Below are 23,029 nucleotides of genomic sequence, written 5' to 3'. Positions count from 1 at the left end.
GCAAGGATGGGCAGCGGCAATAAAATAAGTCAGCCCTCGTTACGTTATTGTTGGCGGTTTCGCCGACCGACACCAACCCTAATACTGAAGTGTGGATACCGTCTTATGGAGCAAAACCCGCAGTCACAGCTTAAACTTCTTGTTACCAAGGGCAAGGAGCAAGGCTATCTGACCTATGCCGAGGTCAATGACCATCTGCCGGAAGATATCGTCGACTCTGATCAGATCGAAGACATCATCCAAATGATCAATGACATGGGCATTCAGGTGATGGAAGAAGCACCTGACGCCGATGACCTGTTGCTTGCTGAAAACTCAAACAACACAGACGAAGATGCGGAAGAAGCTGCTGCACAGGTTCTGTCCAGCGTTGAATCCGAAATCGGGCGTACTACTGACCCGGTTCGCATGTACATGCGTGAAATGGGTACCGTTGAGCTGTTAACCCGTGAGGGTGAAATCGATATCGCTAAGCGTATCGAAGACGGTATCAACCAGGTGCAGTGCTCCGTTGCCGAATACCCGGAAGCGATCACTTATCTGCTTGAGCAGTATGACCGCGTCGAAGCAGAAGAAGCACGTCTGTCTGATTTGATCACCGGATTTGTTGACCCGAATGCAGAAGAAGACCTTGCCCCTACCGCCACTCACATTGGCTCTGAACTGACCACCGAAGAAAACAGTGACAGTGACGATGAGGAAGACGACGACGACGACGCGGACGATGACAACAGCATCGACCCTGAACTCGCTCGTGAGAAATTTGGCGAACTGCGCACGCAGTACGAAAGAACTCGCGACACGATTAAAGCGAAAGGCCGTGCTCACGCAGACTCTGCCGCTGAAATCTTGCAATTGTCTGAAGTCTTCAAACAGTTCCGCCTGGTACCGAAGCAATTCGATTACCTGGTAAACAGCATGCGTGTCATGATGGACCGCGTTCGTACGCAAGAACGTCTGATCATGAGATTGTGTGTTGAACAGTGCAAAATGCCGAAGAAAAACTTCATCACACTGTTCACCGGCAACGAAACCAGCGAAACCTGGTTCAAAGCCGCTATCGCAATGAACAAGCCGTGGTCTGAAAAACTGCATGACGTTGCTGACGACGTTCATCGCAGCTTGCAGAAACTGCAACAGATTGAAGAAGAAACCGGCCTGACTATCGAGCAGGTTAAAGACATTAACCGTCGTATGTCCATCGGTGAAGCGAAAGCCCGCCGTGCGAAGAAAGAGATGGTGGAAGCAAACTTACGTCTGGTTATTTCTATCGCTAAGAAATACACCAACCGTGGTCTGCAATTCCTAGACTTGATTCAGGAAGGTAACATCGGCCTGATGAAAGCGGTTGATAAGTTTGAATACCGCCGTGGTTATAAGTTCTCGACTTACGCCACATGGTGGATTCGCCAGGCTATCACTCGCTCTATCGCTGACCAGGCGCGTACCATCCGTATTCCGGTGCATATGATTGAGACTATCAACAAACTCAACCGTATTTCGCGCCAGATGCTGCAAGAGATGGGTCGTGAGCCAACGCCGGAAGAACTGGCTGAACGCATGTTAATGCCGGAAGACAAAATCCGTAAAGTGCTGAAGATCGCCAAAGAACCTATCTCCATGGAAACGCCAATCGGCGACGATGAAGATTCGCATCTGGGTGATTTCATCGAGGATACCACCCTCGAGCTGCCACTGGACTCTGCAACGTCTGAAAGCCTGCGTAACGCAACTCACGACGTTCTGGCGGGCCTGACAGCGCGTGAAGCGAAAGTTCTGCGTATGCGTTTCGGTATCGACATGAATACCGACCACACGCTGGAAGAAGTGGGCAAACAGTTCGACGTTACCCGCGAACGTATCCGTCAGATCGAAGCGAAGGCACTGCGCAAACTGCGTCACCCAAGCCGCTCTGAAGTACTGCGTAGCTTCCTGGACGACTAATCACATCGCCCTTCTCAAGAGCCCTCCATCGCGAGGGCTTTTTTATTTCTGCCCGCTAACAATAGCTGAGCAAAATATCAGAAGCGGGAAATATAAGAGTTTGATTAGGCTTTGATTATAAAAGCGGCAGATGTCACGCAATCACTGGATTGCAGCCCAGAGTTACATTATAATCCTGCGCCACGGCCCCTTAGCTCAGTTGGTTAGAGCAGGCGACTCATAATCGCTTGGTCGCTGGTTCAAGTCCAGCAGGGGCCACCAAATAAAACAAGGACTTAGACAGGAAACTGGCTAAGTCCTTTTTGTTTTGTTTCAATCTGGGTGACGTAATGGGTGACGTAACTCAACTGTAGGTGCCGTAGTCAGGGAGATTTAGCATGAGCTTTAAGGATAAAGTTGAAGAGAAAAAAATGCGCCGTATGGCCCGTCCCCCTGAGTTAACGGTAAAGGACTGGATTAGCCTTTATGATCTTCTTCGTTCAGCCAAAGCTCAAGACTCAGAAGCCATGTACGAAGACTTCGCCTCTGTGCTGTTAACTACCCTGTCGGTTGAGCATCATCCGGAACTATACCGCCTGGACGGAAACAAACTAAACGCTGTTGCCGATGACCATTTTGCCTGGGACCTACTATCCGCCCCAATGAAAGGGAAAATGTCCCCTGAAGAATTGGCGAAGCGCCCGAAGACCCTTTCCCAACTTCTTTGTATCTACGATGAAGATATCAGTAACAACGAGTCACTTCGTACACATGGCTTCTTGCGTGACGCTATTGCCCCTATCCTCGATTTCGAGCTTCTGGATAGCATCGAAGATGAGCCTGACTACAAAGAAAAATATTTCGAGTTGCTAGCAGCGCAAAAGCACTCGACTCCCCCGCCACTAAGAGGGGAAAGTTATGCTATCAAACGAGAAGAGTTGCTGATCACAGCCCTTGCGGTTATCTCTCAAAATCAAAGAGACGCTAATAAAAAGGTCGTCCCAACAGTTACTGAACTTCTGAATCAGATAGAAAAACATGCCTCTGCGTTCTGGCCTCACAGTAAACAACTTCCGATGTCTCGTGAGAATGCATCTAAAGAGCTAGGCTTCGCCTTACATCTTTTAGAACAACCAAATCAGAATATTGAATTTCTTCGGGAAGCCAAAAAAGCAAAAAGAAAAAGTGCATAAAAAGAAATAGTTACAAAAGGTACCCAGTAATCTTCAGGAAGGTACACGGGAAATATACCGTTCAGTTTGATTAACTCCGTTCAGTTTCAGCTTTCACCACCAGGAGTTATTCAATTGAAAAATAAACCAACCATGTCTGATAAGGTTGTCGCCCTTCATCAGCCCCAACGTCTGATTCGCATTGATACAATGCTTCAGCTCCTCGATTGCAGTCGCACCACCCTCTACCGCTGGGTTAAAGCTGGCATTTTCCCACAGCCGATAATGCATGAGGGCCGAACCGTAGGATGGCCAGCCAATACGTATCAATGCTGGCTTGAGCAAAATAACAAGTAATTCTGTTTGTTAAAGGGCTGAAATATTCAGCCCTTTCTTCATCTGACAATGAAACAAACTGGAACAAAAACGATTATTTTCACCTATTCTGCGACATGCTAAAACATGAGTAACTCTCTGATTAATCAAGTAACAAAGCCCTCACCTGGTCAGGAACTCACCTCGGTATTTAATACTATTACGCCCGATAAGCCTGGCAACCTTGTTGAATATCAGCCAAAGGGAACGTTTGTTTTCAAAGAAGTGATGTGGTCTGTGCTGCCAGAGAAACGCGACCAGGACACGAAGATCATGAAAAGAATCTTCGGGGCAGTTGACAAGGTATCAGCGATGCCTCGCTTTCTTGCGGTCAGATATGATTTTCGGCTCCCGACCTACAGTGCGGATAATCGCATAATGGATGATTTCCATAATTTACTTTTCCGCCAGTTAAGTAAGAACTACCCAAAATCGTTTATCAGCTATCTCTGGGTAAGAGAGCAGGGTTCAGGGGAAGCACAGCATTATCACTATTTGCTGATGCTGGATGGCAACTATATCCGTTATCCAAATAAGCTGAATACGATTGTCCGACATTGCTGGGAACAGGTTGCTGGTGGTTCGGTATGGTTCCCGGAAAACGGTTATTACTTTGTGAGCGAAAATGATCTCAAGACCTATACCGAACTGATGCTGAGAGTTAGCTATCTGGGTAAGCGCCGTACTAAAGAGTCAATTGATAAAGGTATCAAACTTTTTGGCTCAGGCATGCGCAAACCGAAACCTGTCGCGCCTTCACGCCAAAAGTCTGCAATAACACCCTGCAAGCCAATCAACCAAAAAGCGGAGACGAAAACCAACGATCAGGATATGGCGTTGAAATCCACCTACTCAGGAATGTTGGACAAATATTTTCTGGGCAAAGCCCGATTACCCGCCGTTCTGCGTAAACGTTCATCCTATGAACTTTATGACGAAAATAAATGGTGGTGTAATTCACCACGTTGGTCCGGCCATCGTCATAACTACGTGTTAGAGGCTCTGATTACTGGGATCAGCCTTTCTGATTACGCACGCAAGTACAAGTTGAATCCAGTACGGGTATATGCCAACTGTCGCCGTGTTGGGGGGCAAAGCCTTAAAATTATTCACTGGGCATGGCATCGCTATTACTTCCAGAAAAGCAAATCCACGCAGGATGACTACATTAACAATCACCGGCTGAATCATAAAACAGCTAAAAAGCAGTTACGGCGTAAACCAATGAACTCTCACTGGAGCCAGCATTTTGATCGATATTATCAAAAGTACTGGCCGAAAGGCTGGACTGTTGCCGACTACTGCCGTGAACACAATCTGGTCGCCAGCACTGCCAGACGTTATATAGTCGATTTTCCTTTTATAGGCCTGATAGACCCGTTCTTATTGAAACCATGGTTATAGAGATGAAAACACCTTAACAGTGTCACCTGGTATGCTTACTGAGCGCGGCGTAACTTAAATATAAACACTTAGCCGCCATCAGTAAGCAGAGCCTTATCAACACTACCAGGGAATTATTGTGCAGCATGATAACTGAAGTACCTCTCAATTCTTGACGGAAATTAACGCACAGACAACGCTGATTACCTCCTGTAAGCCAATTTATATCTGCTTACTGCCACATATCCGCTGGGACTCATCCCCTTTAAACACCTTTTACTTCAAAAAAATGTTTTCCTTCTGATTTATCCCATACGCGAAATAATGAAGATTTTCTTTTAATTTCTAATACTTTCAATGAGATAAGCCCCATGTCTCCTTACACACATATGATCACTTTTATTTTTCTTTTAATATCAACATATTATGAATTGATCAGCACAAAAGTCACTGCAGGGGATTAGCTGAATGAACGTTTCAGTTCGTTTCTGATGGTCACATAATCATGCATATCTGGAGTAAATGATCATTGTAACGCAACGGCACTCCCGCTTTCAAAACTCAATACAACTACCAACTTTAAGGGTATCGTCATTATTGACAAGCATAAATCTATATAATCAATGCGTTAACCACGTGCACAAACAATCATGTAGAGTTAAGATAATTCCCATTATGGATGGATCCAGTGTACTCGAGCCGGTTATCTATGTTTCGTGATAGGGGGCCTCAGGTAACTTCACTATTGGTGATTTCATAACGGTTTACATCCTATGGGAACTCTAAAAATCAAGTTGCGGCTACATTATAAAATGATTGAAAAACAAATAATTCACATTTCAAACAACAATCAAATAAATGTGTAATTGTCATTCCATTTTCAATTGTAACGCAAAGAAATTAACACACTTGTTATTATTTCATTTTCTATTACTGGGATACACGTATTCACTTTATAAAAAATGCAGAATTTCATTCTGCCCTATATGAAATCATTACTTATACGAAATTGATTCGCTACACAGCTTTTTTATCGTTGCTAATTCATGATTTAAGGAAAAAAATAGTGAACGCTTTTAACCGAAATACTGCATGTCTGCTGATTTCCGTAACCTTGCTGCTTAGCGGCTGCGCAAATACAGGTAGCTCTCTGTTGTCGGGAACAAAACCCGATCCTCGCCTAACAAGCAGTGAGCAAGCCCAGTTCTTTAGCACTTCCGGTGCACAGGGTTGTGGTGTTGGTGCAGTATCAGGTGCTGCTCTCGGTGCTCTGGTTGGTGCTCTCGCAGGCGATTCTAAGAATGCGCTTGCAGGGGCGGCTATTGGTGGTGCTGCAGGATGTGCAGCTGGTATGACAGCTAACTACTATCTTGATGGCCTGAAAAAAGATTATGCCTCAACGGCCGAGCGCCTGCAGGCAATGGATACCGACATTAGCAAAGATACTGCTGCGGTGGAAAAATCTACCCTCGCAATGAAACAGGTTATTAGTGAAAACCAAGCTACCTTAACCAAAATTAGCATTCAAAAGGATAAGGCTGGATTCGACAAAGCGGGTGCCAAAACTCAGTTAGCGCAAATCGATGCCAACATCAGCAAGATGAAAGAGACGATAAAAGGTATGAAAGACAAAGAGTCTGCCTTTAAAGTCGCTCTGCAAGGACAAACAACTGCGACGACTGCTGAGAAAAACAAACTGGAAAATTTAAACAAAGAGTATGCCAGTCTTAATAGCAAGATCAGCGACCTGGAAAAAGAAACGAACGAGCTTTACGAACAACGCCAGGCTATTTCTCTGGGCTGATTACTTTCGGCCGATTGGGTTATCGGCCTTTTTAAGACAGCTTTAGCGTATAAAGCGTCGTTATTTGACTCTATTCATGGACTATTTGATGAGAAAATACGTACTTCTCGCATCAATCGTACTTACCGGTTGTGCCACATCACCACAGGACTGTGATTTACATGCACAAGATCCGAGTTTTATAACCAAACTGAGCTGCGCCTCTTCCGGTGGTTATCGCCAGCAGGTTGATCAAAAAGAGCAGCAGGTCCGACTCAGCCAGTATGAAAATGAGTCGGCGAAGCAACAGCAGGCCTATACCCGAAACAGAGAGCAAACCGTAAACCAAAAGCTGGCCGATGAACAAGCCAGGCTAGACGCCGTTCAATCAGATCTGTCGCAGACTCTTGCACAACTGAAATCCAGCAAAATGAAAAGCAGTGAGCGCCAGAAGGAAATTCAGCAATTGCAGGACCTGCAGCGACAATCTCAGCATGCCAGTAGCGTAAGTGAAATTACGGCAATTGAAAAAAAAGTCGCTGAAGCCAAGCAGAAAATAAAAGTCCTTGAAGAAGCAAACACGCTTCGTTAGAGGTGCAATAAAAGTGGCACCAGTTTACGTAGGCCACTTTTATCTGCCCGCTGAAGAAAACTGCCCTGGTTTGCTGATATGCGGCTGTACGCATATCACGTAAATAATTCACAACAACACTGATTTCGGTTATGCAACGACTAACAACTGCTGCGCCTATTGATGAAGCGACTCTGACAATATACGAGGAGACGGTTGCTATCATACACCGTCATCTTCCGCCGTCCCTGGCTCTGCTCTACGCCACTGCTCGTCGTAATTCAGAAGGTTACCTAGAATGGTGGACTGAACGCCAGGGACTGGCTAAACCTTTTGAAGCATTAAGTGATGAAGAACAACTCTGCGTACAAAGCAAACGCCAGCAGTACCAGGATATTCTGGCGGGTTTGATCGAACAACTGATCGCGCGCGGCGAAGAACACTCGGCATACGCATTGCAAATGCTGCTAACACATTCACGCGAACTCAACTGTTATAGCGTGAATGGTGAACCAGTGCTGATCAACTGGGCCATTGTCAGTAAAACAGCCCCGCTTCCCGTGGTCGTTATCCCATGGTGGCGGCGTTTTTTGCCATGGCTATTATTGTTGCTGCTGCTGTTGCTGATTACCTTCTCCTGGTGGTGGTCTAAAAAAAAACCTACCGAGGTTCCCCCTCCGGTTCATCACGAAGCGCCCGTCACCACGCCTGCCGCCGCGCCAGCCAGCACGGAATTAACCCAAGCGAACCCCAGCATTAATCTGGAGAAACGCAAAGATTTCGGGCGGATCAAAATTAACCTGACGTGGCAACAGGGCAACCACAAAGAGCCTATCGATCTTGATATCGCCGCCTTTATTCGTTTTAAAAACGGCAAGATCAGCGGCGCCGAAGCGTTGAGTAAATTCCTCGGAAACTATGACAAGCCACCTTATCTGTTGCTGCAAAAAGATCTACGTGAAGGCAACGACCAGGATGGTGAATGGCTCTTTGTCAATGGCAGCCACTGGCAGGATATTGATGAAGTCTTGGTGTATAGCTTCATTTACGGCGGTGCCGATAACTGGCAAGGGACCAATGCCACCATCACGATTTATGTTCCCGATCAGCCCCCCATTAAATCCACGCTCACTGATAGCAATCAGCTCAATAACGTCGCAGCGATAGCCAGACTCAAAAACGTCGATGGCAATATCAACGTTGAACGTCTTGACCGTTTCTTCCCGGAACGGAAGTCGCTGGATAAGCACTATGGCTGGGGTTTTGAATGGACGGCTGGCGCGAGCAAAAATTAGTCTGCATCACTGTGACTTTTGTCAAATTACAGCCTTAAAAGGTTTAGATAATGCGAAATTCGATTCAGGGACCACTGCTGCGTACCGGACATAACTCCTCATTTAAGGCTCTGGGTGAAACGGGCTATCCGGTTTTCAAAATGGCTTTCCAGCTACGTGAAACTATCTACCGTCTCGATGCCGGGCGCGATCTGGCCCGTCATTTGGCCATACCACAAAACGATCAAGGCGGAGACAGAACCGACTGGTACAGCAGTTTCCCCGGCGATGTTATCCCGTGGAGCGGCGCAAGCGAGGCGGAGCGGGAATCAGCACGCCAGCAGTTTAATGAGTTTCAGGTGGCAGTTCAGTCACTCAGCGAACAGTTGCTCAATGCGGAGCAAAGCAGAACTGGTGGTGATCGCCGCGTCTTCGCCCAGTTGCTGAAGTCAGTGACATATTTCCCTGATTACGAGTTCGTTTATCTCGTCAACGGGATCCTGGTGATTACCTTCTGGGGATTTGTCCATCCGGAGGGCGGGCAGCGCAGTCCTATGCATTGGCTGAGTCCGGCATCGGTGCCAGCGTCATCTCTTGTAGCCGAAAAATCCCAAGAGCAAACGGAAAAATCTGTGACGCCTGCCGCAGCCCCTGTTGTCGATACCCTGGTACGGACCCGACGCTGGAGCTGGCGTTGGCTGCTCTGGTTGCTGCTGGCATTACTCCTGCTGGCGCTGTTATTGGGACTGCTGCGCGGATGCGTGCCTTCTCTCTCAATCCCAGGTATCCCTGCCGTCACCACGAATAAAATTGCGGTCGTGGCGGATCCTGTCGTTGAGCATCCAGCCGTTAGCACCCCTGACGTGACGATCCCAGCTTCTCACACACGTGCAGAAACCGTAGCCAGCTCACATGTCGTTCCCGGCGTTGTGGAAGAGAACGTCGCCGAGCATCCAACTCTGGAGCCAACCATCCCAACAGACGTAACTACCGCAGTGGTCAGCGGCGACACAATGCCCCCACAAACTGCAGCAAATGAAACCAGCGCTGACCAACCAACAACGCCAGTATCAGCCGCAGCAGACGCCCAAACGCCACCTGCCGCTGCCCCCGTCACCGCACCGCCGGTGATTCCGGCCCAGGGTGAACCGCTGACGCTTCCTGCCACCCTTCCCGATGGCCCGGCGCAGTTTCTCAACGGTGAATGGCGCGTGAATGGTGGTATTCAGGACAAACTCACCGGGCGTCCTCTGCAACTGCAATATAACTTTGACCAGGGCAATGGCACCGTCAGCGTCCATCAATCCAGCGGCGTAACTTGCCGTGGTCCAGCCAGCGGCAACGTGCAGCAAGGCGCTCTCAGCATTACGAATCCTGAGCAGATGACGTGTAGTGACGGTTCAAACTTTATCGTGCCGACAATCGAGTGCAAATCACCGGCTGCCGGCCACGCCGATTGTATTGGCAGCAGTGATAGGGAAAAAACGTTCCCGATTCGCATGCTTCAACCTAATTCCTAAACAGGGACGAAATAACTATGTTGCCTGAGATTATATCTTTTGATCGTCAAATTACCCTGGTGGGTGACTCCGGGATCCAGTTTATGGATTTTGGTTTGTCCCTCGGCCACCAGCCTGCTGGCGAGTTCGTCAAATTAGCGAACGGTGTACTGACCCGTTTAATCTACAACGAGCAGCGTGATTACTATTTTTATCAGCCGAACCCCGATAATATTGAGAAAGCGAAAAGTCAGTACGATATTCCCGTTGAGCAAAGTCTTAAATTGTTTGATGGTATCTGGCTACCGCTTCCCTTACTGCGTTTTAGCCCACCCAATGTGTACCAGGAAGGACCACTAAACTGGGCACGCTTTCGTTTAGTGAAACTGCCTGAACCGGATATGGATGGGCATAGCCATCGCATGACGCTGGCTATCGACACACGTATTATGGCCAAACAGCAGGCCGCCGCCGATCTCAGTCCGAATCAGGAAGATGTGAATGCAGGTGCCACCTTTGCCGTCGCGACGGCAACCTATGCCCTTAACTGGTATCTGACGCAGGATTGGATAACAGACTGGCTCAAAGAGGTGTTTAAAGAGGCGAGCAAAGGCCGGGATATCGACGAGCGCGAACAAGAACTTACCCAACAGTATCCACTGGCGCATTACCTCAACCTCCTGTCATTGATGTCCATTCCTGTTGAAGGTCTGCAAAGCCAGGCCGCGCCGGTCATTGAATTGCCACAGTTTAGGATGATTGCTAATCGGGAAACCAACGCCATCAAGCCCATTGCCGTCGATCTGATTCTCGATGTGGGTAACTCACGCACCTGCGGCATTCTTATTGAGGATCATGGCCAATCAGGTTCAGGTATGAGGCATAACTATGTCCTGAAACTACGCGATCTCAGCGAGCCGGAACATGTCTATACCGATCCCTTTGAAAGCCGGGTCGAGTTTTCACAAGCCTTCTTCGGCAAAGATCACTGCTCTGTGCGCAGCGGTCGCCACGACGCGTTCCAGTGGCCGACTATCGCCCGTATTGGCGGCGAAGCCAGCCGTTTAGCCGCACGTCGTAAGGGCAGCGAAGGATCAACGGGTTTATCCAGTCCTAAACGCTATCTCTGGGATGAGAAGTTTTATGGTCAGGGCTGGCGCTTTAACGGCAGCTACGTGCAGGACAGTAACCCACTCGCCACTGCGGCTCCGTTTGCCAACCTGATCGATGAAAGAGGCGAGGCGCTGCATACCATTGAAGATGAGATGGATCGCATTCCGGTGTTTACACCGCGCTACTCACGTAGCTCGTTGATGACCTTCATGCTGGCCGAAGTGCTAACCCAGGCCATTAGCCAGATTAACAGCCCGGAGCAACGTATCCGCCAAGGGCACGCGGGTATCCCGCGTCAGCTGCGCCATATTATTCTCACCGTACCACCCGGTATGCCCATGGCTGAGCGCTGCGTCCTTGACGAGCGGATGCGCCAGGCCGTCGGTTTAGTCTGGAAATCACTACGCTGGCACAATGGCGAGAACGATCCGTACGAGGACGAGCAAGGAGAGCACAGCCAGAGCAGCATCAAGATCCCGCTGCCCAGAATCAGGGTTGAATGGGATGAAGCGTCCTGTGCACAGCTGGTCTACCTCTACACCGAGGTTAACCAGAACTTTGCCGGTCACCCGGAGGAGTTTTTCGATGCCATTGGCCAACCTGACCGCATCGATCGCGAAAGCATTACCATTGCGTCAATCGACATCGGCGGCGGTACCACGGATCTGGTGATCAGTGATTACCGTCTCGATCGTAATGGTCTTGCCGGTGGCGGCACCAACGTGCATATCATCCCCCACCAGCGTTTTCGTGACAGCTTTAAGATCGCAGGCGATGACATTTTGCTGGATGTGATTCAGTCGTACGTCCTCCCCGCATTTGAGCTGGCGCTGCGTGAAGCTGGCGTGATGTCCGTTGAAACGCTGATGTCCCAGCTGTGCGGCTCACAGAATATTAGCGCAGCCGAAGCCGTGCTTCGCCAGCAGCTCAACCTGCAACTGTTCGTGCCACTCGCGTTGCATATCCTTGGCAAATACGAGCAATACGATCCGCTGGATGAACAAACACACGCCCTGATTAACCAACGTGTCGACAAACTGCTGCCGGCGGGATGTATTCGGGATGAAGTCGAGGGATTTGTTCGTCGCGAAGTGCAGAAAGCCGGTGGCCCAACTGATTTCAAATTGGCGGAGATCATGCTTAACCTTCCGCTGGCAAAACTGCATAGCGATCTGTGTGCAGGTAAGTTCAACATCGATAAAGTCCTTACCGCACTCTGTGAAGTGCTGTCTTGTTATCATTGTGACCTGCTGCTGCTGACTGGTCGTCCGTCCCAGCTTCCGGGGATTCAGGCAATTATTCGCCGCAACCTTCCGTTACCCCCAGGGCGAATTTTACCGTTGCATGGCTATCAGACCGGAACCTGGTACCCGTTCCATAAAAACGGTCATATCGACGATCCGAAAAGCACGGCCTCCGTTGGTGCAATGCTCACACAGCTGTGCGCCAACCACAGCATCCCGAACTTTCATTTCCGTACTTCGGCGCTGAAGCCATATTCCACGATTCGCCATATTGGTACCATTGATATGGACAATCTGATCCGCAATGCCGACATCGTTTACCGACATATTGAATCGGAAAATGGACAGATAAAACTGCCAGCCATCACCGATGAAAATGGAGAGAAGACCACGCAAAGCATCATTATGCGCGGTGATCTGCGCTTAGGTTATCGTCAACTGGATGCTGAACGCTGGGCTGCGGCTCCGCTCTATACCTTACGTTTTAGCGAAGAAGGTCGTAAAAAGTTTTCCGCTGCTACGTCTACGGATAACGGTTCTCCATACCTCAAAGTCAGGCTGACAATCGACAAAGGGAAGCGAGCCCATCAGCTCGGGTTGATTAGCGATCGCCTGACGATTGCCGATGTCAGCAGCAACACCGATAAGTCGTTTAGCAAACGAGATGTAGATCTGGAACTCAATACTATGCCCGATACGGGGCTCATTGATAGCCGGCACTGGCTTGATAGCGGGAGTGTTAAAAAATAATGAATAGCGAGCAAAAATCTCTCACTCAAGGTTGGGCCGCGATCGCTCAGGGATGTCAGGAGGCGCTCGGTTGGGTCGACAGCGTACGCACCGGGTCACGTCGTCTGGACAACGAAGCCGATAAGCTCAGCCTGAGTTTGCTACGCACGCGTAATTTGGCCAATAGCCTGACTCAGGTCGCCAGAACGCCGATGACAGTCGGTTTTTTCGGTATTTCCCAGGCGGGAAAATCGTATCTCATTTCAGCACTGGCAGCAGGCAGCAACGGTTCCCTGGAAGCGCTCTATGGCGAAAGGCGCGTCGACTTTATCAAAGAGGTTAACCCGGTAGGCGGCGGTAAAGAAGCCACCGGTTTGGTCACCCGTTTTACTCGCCAGGCACCGGACGCCCCCGCCGGTTACCCGGTGCCATTGCGCCTGTTCAGTGAAATCGACCTGGCTAAAATTTTGGCAAACGCCTGGTTTAACGACTTTAACCATGAGCAACTGAGCTATCAGCTTGACCAAAACCGGGTTGAAGAGCACCTACGCCCCTTCCTGAAGTGTACAACTCAGGCCCCGGGGTATAATGGTGTCAGCCAGGAAGATGTCGTCGCCTTGTGGGACTACCTTAACGCCTCTTTTAAAAAGTCGGTTGAGAAGCTCGAACACGCCTGGTGGCCACAGGTATTGAAAATTGCCCCTGCGTTGAGCCCAAATGAACGCGCAAAGCTATTTTCACTGCTGTGGGGAGAGCAGCCCGCCCTCACCGAAACCTACCGTTCATTAGCGAATGTGCTGGCCAAACTCAATCATGCCCGGATGGTATTTGCCCCTCTGGAGACACTGATTGACCACAGCAGTGGCAGCATCATGAACGTAGACAGCCTTAATCGGCTGGGCTCCAGCCAAGATCGCAACGTCGAGATCCGCTACTGGAAGGAAGAACAACAAATTGGTAGCGCCAGTTTAACGCAGGCTGAGTTGGCGGCATTAACCACCGAGCTGATTTTCCCTCTGGCGGAAGTAGAAGCCAACAGCGTCGTGGAACAGGTTGATTTGCTCGACTTCCCGGGCTATCGCGGTCGCCTCAAGGTCACCGCCCTGGAAGAAGCAGGCAGAGATGGGCTTAACGCTATTTCGCAACTGCTGCTTCGCGGCAAAGTCGCTTACCTGTTCGAGCGCTACACCGATAACCAGGAGATGAATGCGCTTGTGGTGTGTGCCAGCTCCGCCAAACAGAGTGACGTTGCCGACGTTGGTCCGGTATTAAACCGCTGGGTAGAGAAGACCCAGGGTAAGAGCGCCGAAGAACGCGAGGGCAGTAAACCCGGTCTGTTCTGGGCAATTACCATGTGCGATATGCGTATCAACAACAGCCTGCAACATACGGTGGATCAGTTAAAAGAAGGCTGGGAAGGTATGCTGCACATGACCTTGTTGGAGCGCTTCTCACATTATGACTGGCTCAAACAGTGGGCTCCCAATCAACCGTTCAACAACTGTTTCCTGGTGCGCAAACCGGGGCTCGATAACCCCTTCCTGAGACTGGAAGGCGGTACCGGCCAGGAGCGACTCCAGGAAGTGGGTATAACCGATCGTTATCGCGACGTGCTCGACACTATGGGCAACACCTTTGTCTGCGGTGAAAAAGTGCTTCGCCACGTCGCCGAGCCGAGAACCGCCTGGCAGGCGATGCTCGAACTCAACGATGGGGGAATGGCACGCCTGACGAAGGCTCTGCGTGGGGTCGCCCATCTGGACTTCAAACTGCAGCGTTTACAACAACAACTCATTCAGTGTCGCCTGGAAACCGGCGATCAACACCTCGGCCGCTGGTACGAAAAAGATGGTGACGGACAGATCGTGAAAAAACAGGCCATTGCCAAAGAGCTATGGCAGGGATTGACAGCGTGTTCCCACAGTATAGGGGAGATGCTCGATCGTCTGGTTTTACCCCCCCAGGATCTCAATAACATCTATCTGAGTATTCGCGATCGCTACCAAGAACCACAAACAGATAGCGAAAGCCAGGTGACGAACGCTTTTGCCGCCAACCCGTTTGGTGGTAATCCGTTCGCCGATAACCCCTTTGCCAGCGATCCCTTCACGGCTACGCCTGTTGAAGACACCGTAGTTAACACTCCTTCAACTTCAGCGCCAGAAAGAGTAGGCCAGGATGATGATTTCGCCCACCAGGCCTTTAAAGCCTGGGTGGCACACCTGCGAGAACTGCCGCAACAGATGTCACAGTGGCGTCAGCTCGGCATGAGCTGTGAACTGATTAATCAGCTCAGCGAAGAACTGATCACTGCCGCCACGCGTCTGGATCTGGAAGGCACATTGAAACACGCCCTTGCAGGTCAGGAACAGGCGGGAACGCGTCGCGAACATCTGATGGCACGCCAGGTTTTGCGCGCTCAGCTAACAATGCATGATTTTATTGCCTGGTTTGGCTATCTCACCCTGCCCCCAGAGAAGGTACCCAACAGCTATGTTGGCGAGAAAAACAAAGTATTTTTGCGCCAGACGCAGCTTACCCACGATGAATTGCCCAAACTCGCAGCCGTCGCGCCGCAACCTGGCGTCGCCTATCTGGGAGACTGGCTATCCGCTTTGATGAGCATCGTCCTGGACAATGCGGGCCATAGTGCCACGCGGGATATTTCCTTCGAACATAATCGTCAACTGGGTCAGATTATCAGCCAATTGAAACAAGAGAACATGCCATGCTAGCTAAAATCATCGCCTGCCAACCGGCAGCACCGGGTACTGCACAACTGATGGTTCGGCTGCGCGGCGATACCGCAATACTGCCCGATCTGACGTTTACGCTTTGCAATAATAAGCAGGAATATCTGCAACCCGATGGTGACTGGAGCTCAGCACCACACTGGTTTACCGTGAACGGCGGTTACGCTCTTGCCAATGGCAGCGGCTTCCGTATAGGTCCAACCTTGCTTGACCCCCTACTGGCGACCGCAAGCCAGGTGCAGATTCAGATCAAACTACCGTCAGGAGATACGCGCAATACCACCCTGCAACTGGTGCGAGATGAACTGCTTTCATCAGGAGCCAGAGGTGAAACGGGTGACTACAGCAGTAGTAGTATGCTGACGCCTCCAGCCCCCACTGCTGCACCAGTCGCTGAGGCAGAAGCAGTCGTTGACCCCGAACCTGTCGTACCAGTAATCCACGCCGAGGAGAGACCGCAACAGAAATCCGGCCCCTCCCGCCTTCCGCTGATTGGCGCAGCGGTGCTGTCCTTAGTAGTGATTGCCGGCGTACTGTGGTGGTTTTTAGGTCGGGATAAAGCGCCAGACGTTGTCCCAGCAGTACAAGCGCAGCAGGAAACCCCAGCTGATGCACCAACCCCAGCCCCCGAACCCTCGGCACACAACAGCTGTTCTGCGGAGAGTTTAAACAACCTCAACGAGCTTGATTTCGTACAGAGCTGCGTTCAGGAAAAATTTGACAGCGACAAACTGCTGACCATTATTCAGGCCGCGAAAGAGGCTAAGAAATGTGGCATCGCACAGCGTCTGTACGCTAACCGTGCTCAGGGTGGTGATACAAAAATCGCACTCGTTTATGCCAGTGAATACGATCCTAAATTCCACCAGCCAAGCGAATGTTTCAAAGAGCCCGATAAAGATACCGCAGCCTATTGGTACGAAACAGTATTGCAAACGGAACCCGGCAACCAAACGGCTAAACAGCGTCTTGAGGAGTTAGGAAAATGATCCGCAATCCAATTCGTCGCCTGGTCCTGCCTTTGTGCAGTATGTTGCTTAGCGGACATGTCTTTGCCACCGATGGCGACAAACCGCTGCTCCAGGAAGGGAAGAAAACATTATTCCAGCGCGTGCTCACCACGCCAGGTTGCAAACTCGGGACAACTGCAGGTGATGATAAAGGTCAGCTACAGCCCGCCTTTAGCAGCCTGTATGTTTATCAAAAGGAAGAAGCAAATGGTCAAAGCTGGCTCAAAGTTGGGCCAGACAGCTATGGCAAAACCATCGGCTGGTTACCAAAGTCATGCACCGTGGACTGGAAAATGCAGCTAACGCTGGCATTTACCAACCCGGCAAACCGTGACCGTTTGCTGTTTTTCAAAGACAAACAAAGCATTGATAACATTCTCTCCGCCCCCGATCCGGTGTCACTGGTCGCACCACTGCGTGCCAAAATGAAACGTGACGGACACGCCGAGGGCATTCAGGCAGAGGAACCAGAATATTTTGTCGATATGCAAAAACAGTTCTATCTGCTGCCCATCCTGAGCGGTGAAGAGGTTATGACCGAAGATGGCTTCTACACCCGCCTGCTTAACGTGGCCTCTGTCAGCAAAGCAGATACTGCGCCGAAACAAGAAGATAGCGTTAACCAATTGAAAGGTTTTAACGCCTCGGTGGTCTTTGTGATTGACTCGACCATTTCTATGGGGCCGTATATTGAGCGCACCAAAGAAGCGGTCAATAAAATCTATGACAAGATCAAAGCTGAGCATCTGGATGGACAGGTCAAGTTTGGCCTGGTCTCTTATCGTTCAAACACCAAAGCCGTACCGGGTCTTGAGTATCGCACCAAGATTTATGCAGATCCTAACCATGTTAAAGATGGTCCGGATTTCCTGAAGAAGGTTGCCGATCTTAAAGAAGCGAAGGTATCCAGTTCTCTGTATGACGAGGATGCGTATTCCGGCGTTATGTCCGCTATTGATGACATTGACTGGAGCCCGTTCGGCGCGCGCTACATGGTTCTGATCACCGATGCAGGTGCCATTGACGGTAGCAACAAGCTGTCAGGTTCCGGCCTTGATGCCAGTCAACTTCGTCTGGAAGCTGGTAACCGCGGCATTGCTATCTATACGTTGCACTTAAAAACGCCAAGTGGCAAAGAGAACCATGCTAAAGCCGAAAGCCAGTATCGCGATCTCTCCAACTTTGATAGTACCCAATCCAACCTTTATCAGGCGGTAAATGCCGGCGATCTGAAGACGTTTGGCCTGCAGGTGGATGCTCTTGCCACCGCGATTACTGAGCAGGTGAAATCGGCATACATGGGGGATGCTGCAATTGGCAGCGCCCTGTACGCAAAGGATGATGGGAAAAAACTGACGCCGGAACAGAAACTGCTGCAGGATACCGCGTTAATTGGGCACGCCATGCAGTTAGCTTATCTGGGCAAACGCAACAGTACCCAGGCACCGTTAGTCTTCCAGGCCTGGATCAGTGACCGAGATCTGATCAAACAGAATATCCCCACCACCGACGTCCGCGTTTTGCTGACCAAGGGACAGCTTAGCGACTTAAGCGATGCTGTCAGCCAGATCCTGAAAGCGGCAAATGAAGGGATGATCTCGCCAACCAAAATGTTTGAACAGTTGCGTACCGTCGCTGCAACGATGGGGACAGACCCTAACCAGCTTAAACAGAAGGACAATGCCCGGATCGGCGATCTGGGTGTACTGGGAGAATATCTGACCGATCTTCCGTACAAGAGCGATGTCCTGAACCTCGACGAAGAGACATGGAAAAGTTGGGATGGATTGTCGCAGGAGAAATTTATCCGCACTCTGTCATCCAAGCTTCGCCATTACCAGAAATATAACGCCGATGTGGATCGCTGGGTCGAGCTGGCGAAAGGCAGCGACCCGCGCGATCGCGTTTATCCGATTCCGCTGGAAATGATGCCCTGATGTTGCACATTGAAGAGCTGTGCGTTGTTCGTGGTCAGGGAAACAATGCCCACCGGGTTTACCTGCCAAAGCTCACGCTGCGACCAGGGCAGGTGGTGGCGGTAACAGGTGAAAGCGGCTGTGGTAAAAGCACCTTACTGGAAGCCATTGGTCTATTGCTGCAGCCCAGTAAAATAGGGCGTTTTGAGCTCAGCGAAGGCACGCAGCAATTTAGTATTGCGACGCTGCTGAATGGCAATCGGCATAACGAGCTAGCCGCTATTCGCGCCCGCCAGCTTGGTTTTGTGCTGCAAAACGGTGGCCTGCTGCCCTACCAGAATGTCAAAGATAATATCCTTCTGCCATGCCAGTTGTTGGGGTTAACCCCCGACAACACCATGCTTGAGAGGGTTATCGATGCGCTAAAACTGGCGCCGTTACTGGCTAAATATCCGACCCAGCTATCATTTGGCGAAAGACAGAGAACCGCATTCGCGCGCGCGATATTACACCGTCCTGCATTGGTGCTGGCAGATGAGCCGACTGCGGCACTTGACCCTTACAACGCACAGAAATTATTCAGTCTGTTTATTGAGTTAGTCCGCCAGGAAGGCATGATGGCACTAGTTGTTTGCCATGACTGGCCGCTGGTGCAACACTTCAATTTACCCTGTTTAATTGCCCAACCTGAACCGTTGACGGCATCAGCGGAGCACAAACAGGGAGGAACCTATTTTGTCCTTTAACCGAGCCAGACTGTTGGGCCGTCTGGCCCTGCAAGATCTATGGCATGATCGCATCATCTCTTTTTGCATCGTATCTTCTCTTGTCGCCGTCATCGCGCCTTTACTGCTCCTTTTTGGTCTGCGGTTTGGGATTGTGAACCAGTTACAAGAGGATCTGGCCCACGATCCTCGCAACCTTGAGATCCGCATGTTAAGTAGCGGTAGCTATGACCAGAACTGGATCACACGGCTACAGCAGCGACCCGATGTAGGCTTTGCCATAGGGCAAACGCGCTCGCTGAATACGCTGGTCGACCTGCAAACCGACAGCACTCATTTTATTGAAAATGCGGAAGTTATCCCGACTGGTGCCGGAGATCCATTATTAGGTACACTTGAACTTCATCAGGAAAGCGAAGTGGTTATCACCCAAGAAGCGGCGCGGAAACTGTCTGCTAGTATGGGCGATTCTCTGACAATGCGGGTGGGGCGACTGCTTGACGAACGCCGAGAATGGGGCCGAAAAAGCGTTACCGTGGTGGGTATTTTGCCCGCGACCTATTTCAACCGTGCGGCCATTTTTATCCATCCTTCATTATTGCTGGCCCTTGAACATTTCCGCGATGGCTTTGCGGTCACTGAATTTGGGGTTGCCAGCGGCACTCAGCTTAACGGCAAACCGCCGCTTTATGCTCGCGCCAGATTATATGCCCGGGATATTGATCAGGTCGCCAGCCTTGAACGCGACCTCAGAGCCCGACGTATCGAAACCACTAGCCGCCTGGCCGATATCGAGAATGTAAAAAGCATCAATCGAGTCTTAGGCATTATTTTTAACACCATAGCCTCCACTGCGCTGATTGGCTGTATCGCCTCGCTTATTGGCTCCTTTATCGCCAATGTCGACCGCAAGCGTAAACATATTGCGGTACTGCGCCTGCTTGGTTTTACCCGCCCGGCAGTGGGGGCCTATGTGATTACCCAGGGCTGCCTGCTCAGCCTGATAGCCTATCTGGGCGGTTTCGCTATCTATCTCCTGGCCAGTCAGGTCTTTAACCACGCGTTAGCCGGCAACCATGCTACTGGACAGATGATTTGCAAGATCACGCCACTGCATAGCCTCGTGGCCCTGTTACTGACCATTGTCGTGGCGATACTGGTCGCCGGCATTGGCGCCTATCGCGCCATTAATATTGAACCTGCGCAGAGCCTGCGCGAGGTATGACCCTAATTCCTTTACTTGCTCAAAGCATTAATTTTTCGCGGAGATTGTTCATGGCCCATACTCCTTCCATATTATCGCGCTGGCTGGCGCTTGCCCTGCTGGTGAAGATGTCCCCCGTGCTGGCAGAGCCCTGGGCAGAGAAAATCTATAACCCAAAACCAGATAACGAAGATATTATTTTGCCCATGCCCTGCGAAGGCTCTATGGTATTCCGTCGGGTTGAGATCCCGGTATCCGGCCCTCTGGATGATATACCGATTACTTTAGGAGAAGACGGTGGGGAATGGGGCTTTGTAGAACACAGTTATCCGACCTTTATCGCCGGTAGCTTTACCGAGACCAAAAAAAGCAAAGGCCGCTACTATCTGATGGCCAAATATGAACTGACGGCGCTGCAGTATCAGGCATTAACCAGCGGTACCTGCCCTTCCCCATCGCGTAAGCTGAGCATCGCAGAAACCAATATTAGCTGGTTCGATGCAGTAAACCTCGCCGATAAATATAATCAGTGGTTACGCAATAACGCCATTGATAAATTACCAAAGGAAGATGGTAATCTAGGATTTTTACGCCTGCCCACTGAAGTCGAATGGGAATTTGCGGCACGTGGCGGTCTGAAGGTGAATAGCGCGGAATTCCGTGACTCCTATTATCCGATGGATGACATGAAAAATTATGAGTGGTATTCCGGCTCGCAATCGTCTAACGGCAAAGTACAGCTTGTCGGACTGCTAAATCCTAATCCCCTCGGCCTGCACGATATGCTAGGCAACGTTTCTGAGATGATATTTTCTCCATTTTATCTTAATAAAATCAACAGACTTCACGGTCAAGCCGGCGGTTTTGTGGTGCGCGGAGGCAACGTGTTGTCGAATGAGTCAGAGATCCGCAGTGCCGTTCGTAAAGAAATTAACTATTACGATGAAACCCATCCTTCCACCAGCAAAACGACTGGCATGCGCCTAGTATTGGTTTCCCCTGCCATTACATCGACGAACCGCGTAAAACTGCTGGAGAAAAACTGGGCTACACTCGGCGAAGATAAACCGGATGTGGATAAGAAAAATGAGGCGTCAAAAGATACCGCGAAAGAGCTGGGAAGTCTGGCGTCCGGCGTTGAAGACACTGAGCTGAAAAAGAAACTTAAAGATCTGGAAAACCAGCTTCGCGCCAGCAACCAGCTACAGCAAGAAGAACGAGCGCAATCAATTCGTGCCAGCCTAAACCTAGGCTCCTTCCTGTGCACAAAATTGCAGGATGACGGACGTTTTCTTGACTTCCTGAACCACAACTATGAATTGCTGTGCAAGGATAAAGACGACGGTGACAAAAACTGCGCAATCCGAAAAAACAAACTCAGTGAACAAAACAACAGCTTGCAGCAACTGACGAGTTACTACGCCAGTAGTCTGGTAGATTCAGCCACTCTTTATGGTCAGGACGCCATGAAGCACGAAGTAACCATTTTCGATCAAATGCTTACCCTTAACAAACGACTCTCAGGTCTTAAACCCTTCCTCGCTGCTCACTGGCAGAATCAGCAAAAGTACCTGACAAACGGCAAAATTGATACTGCTGGCTGGCTGGAAACCTGCAAGCAAATAAAAAACGGTAACTAATTTCAAACAATGATTAAATGCACATGTTTATTAAGGAGGGAAGACGATGAAATTAAGCTTAAAAATAGCAGCAATTGCCTTTGGCTGTATTGTCATCCCCCAAACCGCCTTCGCGGAGCCGTATAGCGCAAATGTTCAGGAGCAATTAACATTTGGGTGCCAGCTAACCAATAATAAATAGCTAGTGCCTTTATTGCTCAAGATGTCTCAGGATACGCGTTGGGGGCAGCATCGTCCCCCATTACTGAGCTGAATCTCGTGACCAATCAGTCGGGGGGCGCAGCTTATTACAACGCAGGAATGAGCGCTGGCGAACCCTTATATGGGATACGCTTCCTAATCAAAGTGGGCAAGAAAAGGGATGGTAGTATCTTCAGCGGGGTGTCACAAGAAGATGCTGATATCGATCGTATCATCGACTTAATTAACAAGTTACATACTATTGGCCCGTTAGACAGAGGATGTCGTGGGCATCCCTTGCAGAGAACCAGTTAAGCCACCTGCTCTGACCACACTAATTTTCAACTAGTTATAATATTACGAATCACATACCGACAGTGGCTGCCATTACCCACCATTAATGAACATATTATATTAAAAGTAACGAAACCACATCGTCGAAAATATCCTTTCCTGTATATAATCTCAGATAACAACATCAAAATAATTCAAGTAAACATAATTAAAAACAAGCCAAAGAAATTCAAGTAACCAA

At 49.8% G+C, this 23,029-nt stretch carries 15 protein-coding genes and 1 tRNA gene; all 16 read left to right on the top strand.

What is annotated here, in order from left to right:
- The first annotated feature begins 105 nt into the window (after positions 1-105).
- Positions 106-1,944 carry an RNA polymerase sigma factor RpoD gene (gene rpoD / locus EC843_RS17390; RefSeq protein WP_064540155.1) on the top strand — a complete coding sequence of 613 codons (1,839 nt, stop codon included), beginning with the start codon at positions 106-108 and terminating at the stop codon, positions 1,942-1,944.
- Between the two features lie 184 nt (positions 1,945-2,128).
- Positions 2,129-2,205: transfer RNA gene (locus EC843_RS17385), tRNA-Ile, on the top strand.
- Between the two features lie 116 nt (positions 2,206-2,321).
- Positions 2,322-3,116, top strand: a complete 795-nt coding sequence (locus EC843_RS17380; protein ID WP_133522721.1) for a hypothetical protein — start codon at positions 2,322-2,324, stop codon at positions 3,114-3,116.
- Positions 3,117-3,230: 114 nt separating this feature from the next.
- Entirely contained in the window at positions 3,231-3,452 is a 222-nt protein-coding gene (locus tag EC843_RS17375) for an AlpA family phage regulatory protein (RefSeq protein WP_024199121.1), read from the top strand.
- Positions 3,453-3,557: 105 nt separating this feature from the next.
- On the top strand, positions 3,558-4,874 hold the full coding sequence (locus EC843_RS17370; RefSeq protein WP_133522720.1) for an inovirus-type Gp2 protein: 1,317 nt from the start codon (positions 3,558-3,560) through the stop codon (positions 4,872-4,874).
- A gap of 1,045 nt (positions 4,875-5,919) precedes the next feature.
- Positions 5,920-6,657, top strand: a complete 738-nt coding sequence (locus EC843_RS17365) for a hypothetical protein (protein WP_133522719.1) — start codon at positions 5,920-5,922, stop codon at positions 6,655-6,657.
- Positions 6,658-6,745: 88 nt separating this feature from the next.
- On the top strand, positions 6,746-7,228 hold the full coding sequence (locus tag EC843_RS17360; protein WP_133522718.1) for a hypothetical protein: 483 nt from the start codon (positions 6,746-6,748) through the stop codon (positions 7,226-7,228).
- A 131-nt stretch (positions 7,229-7,359) separates the two neighbouring features.
- The gene (locus EC843_RS17355) at positions 7,360-8,502 is read left to right on the top strand and encodes a tellurite resistance domain protein (protein WP_133522717.1); all 1,143 of its coding nucleotides are present in this window, start codon (positions 7,360-7,362) and stop codon (positions 8,500-8,502) included.
- 50 nt (positions 8,503-8,552) lie between these two features.
- Positions 8,553-10,001: an SrfA family protein gene (locus EC843_RS17350; protein WP_133522716.1), complete on the top strand. Its 1,449-nt coding sequence runs from the start codon at positions 8,553-8,555 to the stop codon at positions 9,999-10,001.
- Between the two features lie 17 nt (positions 10,002-10,018).
- A complete protein-coding gene (locus EC843_RS17345) occupies positions 10,019-13,087 on the top strand; it encodes a virulence factor SrfB (protein WP_133522715.1) in 3,069 nt (1,022 codons plus the stop codon).
- Positions 13,087-15,801, top strand: coding sequence for a virulence factor SrfC family protein (locus EC843_RS17340; RefSeq protein WP_133522714.1), 2,715 nt, complete (start codon positions 13,087-13,089; stop codon positions 15,799-15,801). Before EC843_RS17345 ends, EC843_RS17340 begins: the two co-directional genes overlap by 1 nt.
- Complete coding sequence (locus EC843_RS17335) at positions 15,795-16,808, top strand: hypothetical protein (protein WP_243739157.1); 1,014 nt, start codon at positions 15,795-15,797, stop codon at positions 16,806-16,808. Before EC843_RS17340 ends, EC843_RS17335 begins: the two co-directional genes overlap by 7 nt.
- On the top strand, positions 16,805-18,766 hold the full coding sequence (locus EC843_RS17330) for a vWA domain-containing protein (protein ID WP_133522713.1): 1,962 nt from the start codon (positions 16,805-16,807) through the stop codon (positions 18,764-18,766). Before EC843_RS17335 ends, EC843_RS17330 begins: the two co-directional genes overlap by 4 nt.
- Positions 18,766-19,491, top strand: coding sequence for an ABC transporter ATP-binding protein (locus EC843_RS17325; RefSeq protein ID WP_133522712.1), 726 nt, complete (start codon positions 18,766-18,768; stop codon positions 19,489-19,491). The genes EC843_RS17330 and EC843_RS17325 overlap by 1 nt, the downstream gene beginning before the upstream one ends.
- Entirely contained in the window at positions 19,481-20,695 is a 1,215-nt protein-coding gene (locus tag EC843_RS17320; RefSeq protein ID WP_133522711.1) for an FtsX-like permease family protein, read from the top strand. The genes EC843_RS17325 and EC843_RS17320 overlap by 11 nt, the downstream gene beginning before the upstream one ends.
- A gap of 50 nt (positions 20,696-20,745) precedes the next feature.
- Entirely contained in the window at positions 20,746-22,314 is a 1,569-nt protein-coding gene (locus EC843_RS17315) for an SUMF1/EgtB/PvdO family nonheme iron enzyme (RefSeq protein WP_133522710.1), read from the top strand.
- The last annotated feature ends 715 nt before the right edge of the window (positions 22,315-23,029 follow it).

This window comes from Buttiauxella sp. JUb87 (assembly GCF_004361975.1).
In the GTDB taxonomy this organism is placed as follows: Bacteria; Pseudomonadota; Gammaproteobacteria; order Enterobacterales; family Enterobacteriaceae; genus Buttiauxella; species Buttiauxella ferragutiae.
This window is presented reverse-complemented; position numbering and strand designations above follow the sequence as displayed.